Source organism: Stutzerimonas chloritidismutans AW-1, assembly GCF_000495915.1.
GTDB classification, from domain to species: domain Bacteria; phylum Pseudomonadota; class Gammaproteobacteria; order Pseudomonadales; family Pseudomonadaceae; genus Stutzerimonas; species Stutzerimonas chloritidismutans.
In genome coordinates, this window is sequence record NZ_AOFQ01000007.1 from 66,136 (window position 1) to 79,835 (window position 13,700).

Below are 13,700 nucleotides of genomic sequence, written 5' to 3' on the forward strand. Positions count from 1 at the left end.
ACCACGCGGCAACTGTATGGAATATAGGTTCCAGAGGGGTTGGCGAGGCGAAGCAGCGGATGCAAACAACTGGCTGCGCCTTGCGTGGACCGCGCCGTCGGGCCGGGCGTTCCTTGCGACCTGCAAAAATGGCGCGCGGCCGGTTGTCGCGCGCTAGGGCGTCAGCTGGCGAATGCGAGCTGTGCGGCAATCGCGAACATCATGGCGGCGACGCCGAGGTCGATCAGACGCCAGGTCAGCGGGCGGGCCAGCCAGGGTGCAAGCCAGGCGCCACCGAGCGCAAGGGTCATGAACCACAGGGTCGATGCACTGGCAGCGCCCAGTGTGTAGGCGCCTGGCTCGGGCTGCTGTGCGCCGAGTGAGCCGATCAGTACCACTGTATCGAGATAGACGTGCGGATTGAGCAACGTCACCGCCAGCGCGGCCAACAGCACCGCACGCAGTGGTCGCGGCTGCGCATCAGCGCTGCGCAGGCTCTGTGGCTTGAACGCGCGACGCAGCGCCAGGGTGCCGTACCAGAGCAGGAAGGCGACGCCGCCCCAGCGAGTGATCTCCAGCAGTAGCGGGTTGTCCGCCAGCACTGCTGCCAGCCCGAAGACGCCGACGCTGACCAACAGTACGTCACAGAGGATGCACAGCGCCGCCACTGGCAGATGGTGCTCCCGGCGCAGGCTTTGCGCGAGCACGAACGCATTCTGCGCGCCGATCGCCATGATCAGCCCCGCCGCGACCAGAAGGCCGTTGATATAGCTTTGCCAGATTGCATTCATGCCGCACGCCTCGTCTGATTTACTGGTGAGTCTGGGCAGCGGGGCGTTATAAGAGAAACAAATTCTCTTCAGGGTGCATTAGGAATACTGATGTTCGATTACAAATTACTCGCGGCGCTTGCGGCGGTTGTCGAGCAGGCAGGTTTCGAACGAGCCGCGCAGGCGTTGGGGCTTTCGCAATCGGCCATATCCCAGCGGATCAAATTACTCGAGGCGCGCGTCGGCCAGCCGGTGCTGCTGCGCGATACGCCGCCCCGGCCGACCGAGCTGGGTCAACGATTGCTCAACCATGTGCAGCAGGTGCGCTTGCTCGAGCGGGACCTGCAAGGGCAGGTCCCGGCGCTGGACGAAAATCGCCTGCCCGAGCGATTGCGTATTGCCCTGAATGCCGACAGCCTGGCGACCTGGTGGGCGGGCGCGGTGGCGTCGTTCTGCGCCGAGCATCGGGTGCTGCTCGATCATGTGGTGGAAGACCAGGCGGTCGGGCTCAAGCGCATGCGCGCTGGCGAGGTCGCAGCCTGCGTGTGCGCGGCGGAACGGCCGCTGGCAGGTGCGCGCAGTCAGTTTCTTGGGGCGATGCGCTATCGCGCGCTGGCCAGTCCGGTCTTTGTCAGTCGGCATTTCCAGCGACCGGCAGCCGCTGCGGATCTGGCTCGGGTGCCTGCCGTGGTCTTCGGCCCGGATGACCAGCTGCAACACCGCTACATGGCAGCAGTCGGCGGGGGAGAGGCGTTCGTCCATCACCTCTGCCCGTCGTCCGAAGGTTTCGTACGCCTGCTGCAGAGCGGGCTTGGCTGGGGGTTGGTGCCGGAGTTACAGGTGCGCGGCGAACTTGCGCGCGGGGAATTGGTCGATGTGCTGTCCGGACCGCCGATCGACGTGCCTTTGTATTGGCATCACTGGCGTAATGGCGGGCAATTGCTCGACGAGCTGACCCGGCATCTGGTGCGTTGCGCCAGCGACTGGTTACTGGTTGATTGAGCGCTCAGGCGAGTACGCGCTGGCCTCGGTAAATGCGTACCGTGGCGCCGCTGCTGGCCGCGCGTGGTGGAGGTGGTGCCGGCAACCGATCACTGAACGCGGCGAGCTGGCGTCCGAGTTCGCGGGTCAGCTCATCGTTGGAGTTCATGCACCCGGCAAGCATTGCCGTAACCGCATCCGGTTGGTCGAGATGGATGTCGAGTTGCTGCTCATCGCGAAGTCTGCGTCGCAGGCTGCGCATGCAGTCGATAACCGCCTTGTTCAGCTCCATGCTGTGTTCCTCGTGAATTGCCCTAAGGCCCAACATCCCTGTCGGAAGTGTCTATCCGCTGGCAAGAGAGACAGAGCAAGTGGCGTACCAATTTCCGGCGTTGCTGCGCGGTTTTTGCATCTGGCAGGCGAAGCGCCCGGCTGGCGAGGCCTGCAGACTGCCCGTAGGCGATGGTCACCGCTGTGGTGCCTGTTCGCGGGGCTGCCGAGTGCGCCATTCGATGCACCGTGATGCGTATCACAAGCGGCGCACTGCTCTACCACGGTGCATCTGCTCCACCGGCGCGCCGTCACTGATGGGCACGCCCTGAATCGTTATACTGCGCGCTGTATTTCGCACCGCGCCATTGAAGGTACCCCATGCGCAACGATGCTCACGACGAACTGGACAACATTCCCAGCCTGACCGCAGGCCGTGACCGCGTGGAGCCCTATCCGGCGCCGGATCTCGAGCCGATCCGCAGAACCGCCGATGAGCCTGTGGATGACGGGCGCTCCCGCCAGAAACGTCGCCCTGCAAGCACTGCTGGCAAGGTGAGTACGGCGCCGCTGTGGGTCATGGTGCTGGCCTTGCTCCTCAGCCTTGGCGCGCTCGGTTGGTGGAGTTATCAGAAGATCGCCATGCTGGAAATGCAGCTGGTCGCCACCCAGGAAAGCTTCGCGCGTATCAGTGAGGATGCCGCCGGACGACTGCAGGACATCAGCGGGAAAGTCGTTGCGACCGAGTCCAATGTGACTACGGAAAGCGAGGCGGTGAAACTGCGCATCAAGCAGCTTGAGCAACAGGCCATCGATCTTGACCGCAAGCAGCAGGCCTTTGCTACCGAACAGCAGAGTCTGACTGGCAAACAGGGCAATCAGGATCGACGCATGGACGAGCAGGGCAAGCGCCTCGAGCAGCTGGGTGCCGACCTGCAGGCTCAGCAGGGGAGTACTGCGACACTGGCAGAGAGCGTCAAGGCGTTGGGCAGCGAGCAGGCGTCACTCAAAACGACCCTGGACGAGCAGGGCAAGCTGGCCGGACGGGTCGACAGCTTGAGCAAGGACATCGCGGCGCTGAAGCAGGGCGGTAACCAGAGTCAGGCGATCAGCCGGCTGGAGCAGGACATCCTGGTGCTGCGCAGTGAGCTGGACAATCGGCCGGCGCCCGCGCCAAACGCGATCAACACCGCCGAGTTCGACTCCTTCCGGGCTCAGGTCACCCGCACCATCAATTCCATGCAGGGGCAGATCGCCAATCTGCAAGGTCAGCTCGACGGACGTTAACCGCGTAAGAGCCGCCGCGCGTATTCGCGACGGCGGCCTTTGCGCTCTACGAACCTTACAGGTCCCAGGCCAGTGACAGCCCCACTCCGTGGTCGCGGTTATCGTTGCCGCGGTAATGGTAGTTGGCGCGCAGCGCCAGACCGGGCGTCAGGCGGTGCGTCAGGCCCACGCTGAAGCGCGTCTGGTCGCCGGTCGGTACCGCGCCCGGCAGCTCGAAGCTGTTGCCCGACACACTGTTCAGCGACATGCGCAGGTCACGCCGATCCTCGTCCTCGCGCTCCACCTCCCGCGCCACCTCGCCGAATAGCCGCGTGCGTTCGCTCAGCGCATAGTCGCCGAACAGGCCGAGTGAGAGGCGCAGCGAATCCAGTTCCTGATCGTCATAGCTCAATGCAGTGGAGCGCTCGCCCTGCTCGCTGTAACCATCGACTTCGACCTTCTGATAGCTGGCACCGACGAATGGGCCGAACTGGAGTTGATCGCCTGGCTGCATCAGGTTGAAGCCAGCCTTCGCCGCCGCGCCCCATAGCGTGCCTTCGGTGTCACCCTTTTCCGTGCGCTCGCTGATGCCAAGGGCGAACGTACGCTTGAGGTCGTGGTAGTCCAGATACCCGGCGCTGAGGCTGAAGTCGGCGAACAGACGCTGGTGTTCGTAACGGGCGAAGGCCGTGGCCAGGTAGCTGCGCATGTCGTACTCGGAGTCGTTTCTGCCCAGTTCCAGCGAGTTTTCCGCCAGGCCCAGGCTGACGCCGGCCAGCCACGTCTCACTCAAACGCTGGGTAACACCAAGCGACAGGCTCAGGCCGCTACCGTCACCGCCACCGTAACCGTCGTACTCAGGCCGGTTGTAACCACCCTGGACGAAGGTGCGCCAGGCGCCGACCGCCTGCCAGTCGCCGCGCCGCGCAGACAGTTCGTTGTCCAGTTGCTGCAGGTGAGCGCGCAGTGCCGAGCGGCCCATTTCCGGTAGCAGGGATACTTCCCACGGCGCGGAAATGATCGAGTACAGGTAGTCGGCGCTGATCTGATGAACAGCGGTGGTTGGATGGACGGCGTCGTTGAACAGCAGGCGGTTAGGATCAGGTGCTGTGCCGCCGAGGCTGTAGGTCGGGTCCGGCAGGCAGGTGCCGCCCGACGCATCGAAACACACGGCTGTCTGTGCCACGTTGGGGTCGAAGCCGAAGGCGGCCAGGTCAGCACGTACCTCGGCCAGCAACAGGCGGTTGTTCACCAGCACATAGTTGCCACCCTGGGCTTGCAGCTGTTCTGCCAGCGCTGCGTTGAACTGGTCGCTCAGAAAGTTGAGTGTGGCAGCTCCGCCCGGACCAGCGGTGGCACCTAGTGGCGTGATGCCGACGTCCGGCAGATCGGAGACGATGAAGTAGCGCGCGCCCGCGGCCTGTAGTGCAGCGACGCCAGCCACCAGATTGCCGGCGGCGTCAGCCATCGTGACCGGGTTGGTGCCGAGCTGGAAGATGTCGTTACCGCCGCCGTTCAGGTAGTAGAGAGCATTGCTGTCGACGCGCGGGTTCTCGACCAGATAGCCGGGCCGGGTCCGGGTAGAGCCGCCCGCGGAAACGGTCGAGTCGAGGGTGATCGAATCGAGAATCTGGTCGGTGCGGTAACCGCCGACGGCATAGTTGGTGCCGTCCGGATTGCCTGTAAGGACTGCCGGTAACAGCGGCGTGGAGGGTAACGATTGAAGGCCCAGCATGCTCGCCAGGCGTTGCGTGCCGACCTCGCCGATATATTCGCCGGCACCATAGGTAGGGCCGGTGCGGTTGGTGAAGCGCAGACCTCCTGTAGGGTTGCCCCCGAGTGTCGGGCTTTGCAGATCGGGAAAGTTGCCAGCATCGCTCAGCGAGTCGCCGAACACGACGAACTGACTGAACGGGCCGTCATCGGCGATGGCCGCGTCTGTCGCGCAGGTGAGTAGAACGGCTGCCGCAAGCGGTTTGAGGGCGCTCTGCACGGGTAACTCCTTATTGTTCTTTTTGTTTGGATGCATCGCTCGCACATGCGCGGGCGATCCGGCCACGCTATTGGGAGCCGCCAGCGGGTATAAGCGCCCGAAAGGGCGATTTTTCCGAACGGTAGATCGTTCTTAGGAGTTATTTGCAGCTTCGATTTCATTGTCCTGGCTCAAGGGTTGTTGGTGGCCAACTGATACCATTCGCCGCGCTTGCGCTTCTGTGGACGTCCGATGCACCGGCGAACGGTGGTCTTCTTTGAGACGGATATGAAAGCAGCCGGCGGCGTCCGGACCGCCGGTTGTAAAGAAACCTTCCCTGCCTGGGAGCACAATAATAAATGCCATCGATTCTCGACCTGCTGCGCAGTCGCCTGAGCTCGTTGCTGCCCAGCGAGCTCAAGTTCAACGAGCTTCGCCATCTGCTGAGCCCGCGACGCCATCCACTGCTGCTCTGCCAGCGCCGCGCGACCCTGATCGTCAACCGTGTTCGCCTGTTTGCCTTTCTGTTCGCAGTGCTCACTCCGCTGTGGAGTCTGATCGATCTGCTGGTGTTCGAGCCCAAGCTGTGGGCAGCGCTGGCCGGTTTTCGGATGATGGCGTGCCTGGCGTTCACCTGCCTGCTGCTGTTCTACCGTCCGAGCGGCAATCTGCTGGACGCCTATCGGGCGATCGCGATCTTGTTCGCCATTCCGACCATCTTCTACATCGCCTCGCACACCTTGCTCGGCAGCTATCAACTGGCGCAGTTCTCCGCGGTGGTCGGCGCCGGCTATGCCTTTCTGCCATTCGTGCTGATGGCCGGGCTGACCATTTTCCCGCTGACCCTGGTGGAGAATCTGGTGCTCTCCAGCCTGTTGCTGCTGGCCCAGGCGCTGGCTGGCTATCTCAGCTGGGCGACGCTGAACTGGCCGTCGTTCGCCGGTGCCTTCTGGCTGTTGATCCTGATCGCCGGCGTCGCCAGCCTGGCCAGTATGAGCCAGCTGGCGTTCATGTTCGCGCTGGTGCGCCAGGCCATCCGGGACCCGCTCACCGGGGTCTTCTCCCGCGGCAGCGGCGAGGAGATCCTTCGGCTGCAGTGGGACAGCGCACAGCGCAAGAGTGGTCCGCTGGCGCTGGCATTCATCGACCTCGACCACTTCAAGTCGATCAACGACAACCATGGTCACGAATCCGGCGATCAGGTACTGCGCGAGGCGGCCAGGCGTCTGGTGGCGACGCTGCGTGGCTCCGACAGCCTGCTGCGCTGGGGCGGCGAAGAGTTCCTGTTGATCATGCCGGAGACCGACATGCAGCAGGCGCACATGGCGCTCGAGCGCATCATTGGCCAGGGCCTCGGCGTGCGGCCGGACGGTGCGCCGCTGACGGCGAGCATCGGGTTGGCCGAACGCCGTTGCGATCAGGTCGCGAACTACCGTGACCTGCTGGAGCTGGCGGATAAGCGCATGTACTGCGCCAAGACGAGCGGGCGCAATCGCCTCTGCGCCATGGAGCCGGAGGCTGTGCAGCCGCCCCAGGCATTCGCCGTGGGCGGCTAGTCGTTAGCCATTGGCCAAGCCGAAGACGTGCCGCATGTAGCTGACGAATGCCTCGTCGCGGCACATGGTCTTGCCCGGCGAGTCGGAGATTTTTGCCACCGGTTGACCATTGCAGGCGGTCATCTTGATGACCATGTTGGTCGGCTCCACGCCCGGGATGTCGCAGGTCAGTCCGGTACCGATGCCGAAACTCGGATTGCTGCGCCCGATCAGCGCGCGATGGAGTTCCAGCGCTCTGGCCAGGTCCAGGCCATCGGAGAAGATCAGCTGGCGGGTTTTCGGATCGATACCCAGGCGCTGGTAATGCGCGATGGCCTTCTCTGCCCACAGCAGAGGGTCGCCAGAGTCATGACGCAGGCCGTCGAACAGCTTGGCGAAGTACAGATCGAAATCGCGCAGGAAAGCATCCATGGTGATGCAGTCGGTGAGCGCGATGCCCAATGCCCCACGATATTCGCGAACCCAGCAGTCCAGCGCCGCAACCTGGCTGTCGATCAGCCGCGGGCCGAGTTGCTGGTGCGCCATGATCCACTCATGGGCCATGGTGCCCATCGGCTTCACATTCCGCGTGCGTGCCAGATGCACATTGCTGGTGCCGGCGAACCGGCCGGGAAAATCGCATTGCAGTCGGTCCACCACCATCGCCTGCACGGCAAAGGAGAAACGACGGCGTGTGCCGAAATCCGCCAGGGTGAAGCTGGCCAGTTCGTCGCTGCTGGCCTGGCTGCGTAGCCAGTGCAGCTTCTCATCCAGCCGGTCGCGCGCCTGGCCCAGCGTCACCGCCGGGTAGCGCGCGCGGTTGCGCACCTCGCTGACGATGGCCAGCAGCGGCACTTCGAACAGGATCACATGGAGCCAGGGGCCGCGCAGGTGCATCACCAGCTCGCCGTCCTCGATGCTCACCTGCAGATAACGCAGATCGAAACGGAACAAACCGAGGAAGCGGATGAAGTCGGGCTGCATGTAGGGGATGCGCTCGAGGTAGGCCAGCTCCTCGGTTGTCATCTGCAGCTCGGCAAGCGCCTCGATCTGCTGGCGGATCTCGTCGAGGTAGGGCGTCAGGTCCTCACCGGAGCGGCTGCGGAATGCCCACTCCACCTCCGCGTTCGGATAGTGATGCAGCACCGCCTGCATCATGGTGAGCTTGTAGAAATCGGTATCCAGCAGGCTCTGGACGATTCGTTCGGAAAAGGCGCTGCTGTTCATCGACCGCTCCAGCTTGAAATGCCTGTCGATGATATCGACAAACGGCAAGGGATGCAGGTCATCGTTATAAGTTAGGAATGAGTAAAATAACCGCAGATATCAGCTGCAGATATCAGCTTCTGCCTGGCCGTCGCTTTGCGCAAACGGCTTATGAATATAATTCGGCCGGCTATATATCGATCGGATAGCAATATCGCATTACTTTGCAGTTTCGTTTTTTGATTATTCGCTTAAAGGATTGAATGGAGAAATGAAGAAGGGCAGGGCCATACGGCGCCTGCCCTTCTTCATCTCCTCAGCACTTAGCTGCTGCGGCCACCGCCGTGGCTGTTCTGGCCGCCCTTGCGGCCGGCCTCGGAGGCCTTCTCGCGGTCATTGGCGAAGTTGCCGCCGCTGTTGTGGCCGCCCTTGCGGCCAGCATCGGAAGCTTTCTCTCGATCGTTGGCGAAGTTGCCAGGGTTGTTATTTGCCATGTGTATTTCTCCTCAATTGGATAGACACGTTCAAAAACGGCTGAAAGAGAGAGATCAATCAGCCTCACAGTGTCAGAGGAAGACTTCAGACAAGAGTTTCGGTGAATTCAAAAGTGTAGACGAATGGTTTTCCCCATGTTGCGTATGACTATGGCGGACTGAAATTACAGGCGAAGCGGCAAAGTTGCAGGAACGAATTACGATTATCCGAGAGCGGAATTATCCAACCGCGCCTCAGGCCGCAAGTTTCGTCTTGCGCTCGGCCAGAAGGCGCATCACGTAGCCGATCTTCAGCGCCGTGGGGCCGAGGATGACCAGCGCATGGGCCGCGATGATGCTGCCCATCGCCAGATGTCGATCGAACAGGTAGGCGCCGCTGATGCCCAGCAGCAGGAGCAGTATGCCTGCGACCATCAGCGCATTTGCGGCGCCCATCAGGCGTTGTGGAGAAGCTGAGTGATAAAGCATGACTGAATCTCCTTCGGGGAGAGGCTCGCGCCGGGCGAGCCTCCGAATGGATCAATCGAGTGCCGAAGCGGGTCCGAAGAACTCGTAGCGGGTTTGCTGTTCCGGCACACCGAGTGACTTCAGCTGGCGGCGGACGGCAGCCATGAAGGGTTTCGGCCCGAGGAAATAGGCGTCCACGTCGCGGTCTTCCGGTAGCCACCTGCCAAGCTGTTGCTCGGTCAGGCGGCCAACGGCATCCGGCGCGGCATCTGCGCCGTCGTGCTCCTCATAGCAGTAGAAACGCTTGAGCTGGGCGTGACGCTCGGCCAGCGCGTCCACGCTGCGGCGGAACGCATGCACGCCGGCATTGCGCGCGCAGTGGATGAAGTGCACCGGTCGTGCGCTGGCCAGAGCCTGTTCCAGCATCGCCAGGGTAGGCGTGATACCGACGCCGCCGCTGATCAGCACCAGGGGCTTGTCGCCCGGTTCGAGGGTGAACTCGCCAGCCGGCGCGAACAGCTCCAGCACGGCACCTTCGGGCATGGCATGCAGCGCGTTCGAGGCGACGCCGACGGGTTCGCGCTTGACGCTGATGCGGTATTCGCTGCCATTGCTGGCGGCGGACAGCGAGTAGTTGCGGCGCACCTCCTGGCCGTCGACCTCCAGGCGCAGGCCGATGTACTGGCCGGGCAGAAAGTCCATCAACGCGCCGCCATCTTCCGGCTGCAGGTGAAAGGAGGTGATCTCTGCGCTTTCGACGATCTTGCGCGCAATGCGAAAACGCCGCGCCCCCCGCCAGCCACCATCCGCCTCGGCCTTGGTCTGGTAGAGATTCTCCTCCTGACCGATAAGGATGTTGGCGAGTTGCTGGTAGGCGGCGCCCCAGGCGTCGATCACGGCGTCGGTAGCGATCTCGTCGCCGAGCACTTCGCGGATCGCCCGCAGCAGGCAGGAGCCCACCAGCGGGTAATGCTCGGGCAGTACCTGCAGCGCGACATGCTTGTTGATGATCTGAGCGACCAGCGGGCCGAGGGCGTCGAGCCGGTCGATGTGTTTGGCATACATCAGCACGCCGTTGGCCAGTGCACGCGGCTGTTCACCGCTGGCCTGGTGGGCCTGATTGAACAGCGGGCGCACTTCGGGATGCTCACTGAGCAGCAGGTTGTAGAAATGGGTGGTCAAGGCCTCGCCGCCGCTTTCCAGCAGCGGCACGGTGGCTTTGATAAGGGCAGTCTGTTCAGCGCAAAGCATTGCTAACTCCTCTGATGGGAAAGTCGTCCTGTATTCGCGGGGCGAACACGAAACGTTCTGCCATAGAGGCTTTCAACAATCGTTCCAGGTCGAAAATTGACTTGAATCAAGGTTTGCAGGATGTGCGAGGTAAAAAGAACCTTGGCTTTTCATGGTGATATGGACCTTAAAGGGTCGAAATCACCTTGGCGGTGACGATCGAACCTCGCCCGCTGGCAGCTTTCTTACCAGGGGCGATCCGCGATATTTCATTCAACAGCAGGAGAGAGGGCAATGGAGATCTATCACATCACTCACGAAGATGACCGCTGGGTGCTACGCGAAGAAGGCGATCAGCGCGCGTTGCTCGAAGCCGGGAATCGACAGGACATTCTCGATGAGACGCGCGACTACATGAAGCTGCGTACTGCGCTGGTGAACGTCCACGGCGACGACGGCAGCATCGAGGAGGAGCATCGCTACCCTCAGGAGCAGAACCCGCTGGAGACCAAGGGCTGACCGCTTGGCCATTGTGCGCTGGGTGGGCTGCCAACCTAGTCGAGGACTTCGATACGCAGCGTGTTGGTGGTGCCAGGTTGGCCGAGCGGCACGCCAGCGGTGATCAGCACCGTGTCACCACTGCCGGCCATGCCCTGGGCGCGCGCCAGCTCGAGGGCGTGGCTGCTGACCTGCTCCATATCGCGCATCGGTGCATCCACCACCGAATACACGCCCCAGGCCACCGTGAGCTTGCGCGCGGTGGCGGTGCTCGGCGTCAGGCTGAGGATCGGCGTGGCCGGGCGCTCGCGCGAGGCTCGCAGGCTGGAGCGGCCTGACTCGGTGTAATTGACCAGCACCGCAATCGGCAGGATGCCACTGATGCGGCGGATCGCGCAGCTGATGGCATCCGGCAGCGTTGCCTCGGCATTCGGTCGGTGCACATCGAGCTGGGCCTGGAAATCCGGGCCGCCTTCGACCTGGCGGATGATCTTGCTCATCATGCTCACCGCTTCCAGCGGGTAGTCGCCCGAAGCGGTTTCCGCCGACAGCATCACCGCGTCTGCACCCTCGGCGACCGCGTTGGCCACGTCGGTGACCTCGGCGCGCGTCGGCGCCGGGGCGAAGCGCATGGATTCGAGCATCTGCGTCGCCACCACCACCGGGCGGCCGAGCTGGCGGCAGATGCGCACGATGTTCTTCTGAATGCGTGGCACATTCTCCGGCGGCACCTCCACGCCGAGGTCGCCACGCGCGACCATGATCGCGTCGGACAGCCGCGCGATCTCGCGCAGGTGCTGCACCGCCGAAGGTTTCTCGATCTTGGCCATGAGGAAGGCGCGCTCACCGATCAGCTTGCGCGCCTCGTGTATGTCCTGTGGGCGCTGGACGAAGGACAGGGCCACCCAATCCACGCCCAGTTCAAGGCCGAAAGCCAGGTCGCGGCGATCCTTCTCCGTCAGCGGGCTAAGCTCCAGCACTGCTTCCGGCACGTTGACGCCCTTGCGGTCGGACAGCTCGCCGCCGGCGACCACGCGGGTGTCGATGGCATCGCTGTGGCGCGCGGTGACCGTCAGACGCAGGCGGCCATCGTCGATCAGCAGCTGCATGCCCGGCTCCAGCGCGGCGATGATCTCCGGGTGCGGCAGGTTCACGCGTCGGTTGTCGCCCGGCGTCGGGTCCAGATCCAGACGGAAGGCCTGATCACGATCCAGCCGCACCTTGCCCTCGGCGAAGCGGCCGACCCGGAGCTTGGGCCCTTGCAGGTCCATGAGGATGCCGATCGGTTGGTTCAACTCACGTTCCACCTCGCGAATCCAGGCGAAGCGTTCGGCATGGTCGGCGTGCTCGCCATGGCTGAAGTTCAGGCGGAACAGGTTGACCCCTGCCGCGACCAGCGCCCGTACATCATCGATGCTGCGGGTGGTGGGGCCGAGGGTGGCAAGTATCTTGACCTTCTTGTCGGGTTTCATGGCGGGCTCGCTGGCAGGGGAGCGTCCTCGGTCTAGGCCGAGGGCGGCAGAATCAGGATGGCGCGGAAATCGTTGACGTTGGTACGCGTCGGGCCGGTAACGATCAGGCTGTCCAGCGCGGCGAAGTAGCCATAGCCGTCGTTGTTGGCCAGCGCATCGGCGGCACGCAGGCCCTGTGCTTCGGCGCGGGCGAAGCTGTCCGGGGTCATCAGTGCGCCGGCGTTGTCCTCGGAACCGTCGATGCCATCGGTGTCGCCGGCCAGGGCGTATACACCGGGCAGGCCTTGCAGGCTTTCGGTGAGGGCAAGCAGGAATTCGGCGTTGCGTCCGCCGCGGCCGTTACCGCGCACGGTCACCGTGGTCTCGCCGCCGGAGAGGATCACGCAGGGCGCGCCGATCGGCTGGCCGTGCAGCACCACCTGGCGGGCAATGCCGGCATGCACCTTGGCCACCTCACGCGCTTCGCCTTCCAGGTCGCCGAGGATCAACGGGGTGATGCCGGCGGAACGGGCTACTTCGGCTGCCGCATCGAGCGACTGCTGCGGCGTGGCGATCAGCTGGAAGTGGCTGCGCGAGAGCATCGGGTCGCCCGGCTTGAGGGTTTCCGAGCGCGGGTCTTCGAGCCAGGCGCGCACGTTGGCCGGCACCTCGATGTGGTAGCGCTCGAGGATCTCCAGTGCCTGCGCCGATGTGGTCGGATCGGCGACGGTCGGGCCGGAGGCGATCACCGTGGCTTCGTCGCCGGGTACGTCGGAAATCGCATAGGTGTATACGCTGGCCGGCCAGCAGGCCCTGGCCAGGCGGCCGCCCTTGATCGCCGAGAGATGCTTGCGCACGCAGTTCATCTCGCCGATGTGCGCGCCGGAACGCAGCAGCGCCTTGTTGATCGCCTGCTTGTCGGCCAGAGAGATGCCCTCGGCTGGCAGTGCCAACAGCGAGGAACCGCCGCCGGAAAGCAGGAATATCACCCGGTCGCTTTCCTCGAGGTTGCTGACCAGCTCCAGTACGCGGCGTGCGACGCGCTCGCCGGCATCGTCCGGCACCGGGTGTGCGGCCTCCACCACCTCGATGCGGCGGCAGTCGGCGTGATGTTCATAGCGGGTCACCACCAGGCCGGAGAGTTCGCCTTCCCAGACCTGCTCAATGGCTTCGGCCATGGCCGCAGCCGCCTTGCCGGCGCCGATGACGATGGCTCGGCCGCTGCGGTCTTCGGGCAGATGGTCGGCGAGCACATGGCGTGGATGGGCGGCCTCGATGGCGCTATCGAACAGCTGGCGCAGCAGGGCTTGGGGATCGATGGGCATCTCTGGCTCCTTGGGTCTTTTTGCAGAGGCCGATTGCAGACCTTAGGGCTCGGCAATGCAAGCGCTAAGGGTTGAAATCGACCCGCCCGGCAGTCGGGCCGTGACTCCTTGTGCCGGGCGAATCGAAAAGGTGCCGTCCGCAGACGGCGGTTGGTGTGCAGGCGCGCGGGGCCCTGGTCGTGGGGGAGACGCGATGATTCCGACCCCGCGTACCTGCACACCAACCCTTTGAGCATCACTGGTGCCGAGCGTTGCGCTCACCCCACCACCTGGTCT

At 63.6% G+C, this 13,700-nt stretch carries 13 protein-coding genes; 4 read left to right on the top strand and 9 right to left on the bottom strand.

Annotation, left to right across the window (positions count from 1 at the left end; translation table 11 throughout):
* Window positions 1-161: 161 nt before the first annotated feature.
* Window positions 162-770 (bottom strand): LysE/ArgO family amino acid transporter, encoded by a 609-nt coding sequence (locus tag F753_RS28435; RefSeq protein WP_014819387.1) that lies wholly within the window; start codon window positions 768-770, stop codon window positions 162-164.
* Between the two features lie 90 nt (window positions 771-860).
* Between F753_RS28435 and F753_RS28440 the strand changes: the two genes are divergently transcribed.
* Window positions 861-1,751, top strand: coding sequence for a LysR family transcriptional regulator ArgP (locus tag F753_RS28440; protein WP_014819388.1), 891 nt, complete (start codon window positions 861-863; stop codon window positions 1,749-1,751).
* Between the two features lie 4 nt (window positions 1,752-1,755).
* Here F753_RS28440 and F753_RS28445 read toward each other — a convergent pair whose 3' ends face one another.
* A complete protein-coding gene (locus tag F753_RS28445) occupies window positions 1,756-2,022 on the bottom strand; it encodes a hypothetical protein (RefSeq protein WP_023444113.1) in 267 nt (88 codons plus the stop codon).
* A gap of 359 nt (window positions 2,023-2,381) precedes the next feature.
* Between F753_RS28445 and F753_RS28450 the strand changes: the two genes are divergently transcribed.
* On the top strand, window positions 2,382-3,287 hold the full coding sequence (locus F753_RS28450; RefSeq protein ID WP_023444114.1) for a hypothetical protein: 906 nt from the start codon (window positions 2,382-2,384) through the stop codon (window positions 3,285-3,287).
* A 55-nt stretch (window positions 3,288-3,342) separates the two neighbouring features.
* Here F753_RS28450 and F753_RS28455 read toward each other — a convergent pair whose 3' ends face one another.
* The gene (locus tag F753_RS28455) at window positions 3,343-5,259 is read right to left on the bottom strand and encodes an autotransporter domain-containing SGNH/GDSL hydrolase family protein (protein ID WP_023444115.1); all 1,917 of its coding nucleotides are present in this window, start codon (window positions 5,257-5,259) and stop codon (window positions 3,343-3,345) included.
* Window positions 5,260-5,597: 338 nt separating this feature from the next.
* On the opposite strand from F753_RS28455, the gene F753_RS28460 reads away from it, so the two are divergent.
* A complete protein-coding gene (locus F753_RS28460; RefSeq protein WP_023444116.1) occupies window positions 5,598-6,794 on the top strand; it encodes a GGDEF domain-containing protein in 1,197 nt (398 codons plus the stop codon).
* A gap of 3 nt (window positions 6,795-6,797) precedes the next feature.
* Here the strand turns inward: F753_RS28460 and pncB are convergent, their stop codons facing one another.
* From pncB to hmpA, 4 genes are all read right to left on the bottom strand, one after another.
* Window positions 6,798-8,000 carry a nicotinate phosphoribosyltransferase gene (pncB, locus tag F753_RS28465; protein ID WP_014819393.1) on the bottom strand — a complete coding sequence of 401 codons (1,203 nt, stop codon included), beginning with the start codon at window positions 7,998-8,000 and terminating at the stop codon, window positions 6,798-6,800.
* Window positions 8,001-8,302: 302 nt separating this feature from the next.
* Window positions 8,303-8,473, bottom strand: coding sequence for a con-10 family general stress protein (locus tag F753_RS28470; protein ID WP_023444117.1), 171 nt, complete (start codon window positions 8,471-8,473; stop codon window positions 8,303-8,305).
* 234 nt (window positions 8,474-8,707) lie between these two features.
* Window positions 8,708-8,941, bottom strand: coding sequence for a hypothetical protein (locus F753_RS28475; protein WP_014819394.1), 234 nt, complete (start codon window positions 8,939-8,941; stop codon window positions 8,708-8,710).
* 51 nt (window positions 8,942-8,992) lie between these two features.
* On the bottom strand, window positions 8,993-10,171 hold the full coding sequence (gene hmpA / locus F753_RS28480) for an NO-inducible flavohemoprotein (RefSeq protein ID WP_023444118.1): 1,179 nt from the start codon (window positions 10,169-10,171) through the stop codon (window positions 8,993-8,995).
* A 273-nt stretch (window positions 10,172-10,444) separates the two neighbouring features.
* On the opposite strand from hmpA, the gene F753_RS28485 reads away from it, so the two are divergent.
* Window positions 10,445-10,669, top strand: coding sequence for a DUF2188 domain-containing protein (locus F753_RS28485; protein ID WP_003285107.1), 225 nt, complete (start codon window positions 10,445-10,447; stop codon window positions 10,667-10,669).
* Window positions 10,670-10,704: 35 nt separating this feature from the next.
* Here F753_RS28485 and pyk read toward each other — a convergent pair whose 3' ends face one another.
* Together pyk and F753_RS28495 are read right to left on the bottom strand one after the other, a co-directional pair.
* Window positions 10,705-12,120, bottom strand: a complete 1,416-nt coding sequence (gene pyk / locus F753_RS28490) for a pyruvate kinase (protein WP_023444119.1) — start codon at window positions 12,118-12,120, stop codon at window positions 10,705-10,707.
* A 32-nt stretch (window positions 12,121-12,152) separates the two neighbouring features.
* Complete coding sequence (locus F753_RS28495; protein WP_023444120.1) at window positions 12,153-13,424, bottom strand: glycerate kinase type-2 family protein; 1,272 nt, start codon at window positions 13,422-13,424, stop codon at window positions 12,153-12,155.
* Between the last annotated feature and the right edge of the window lie 276 nt (window positions 13,425-13,700).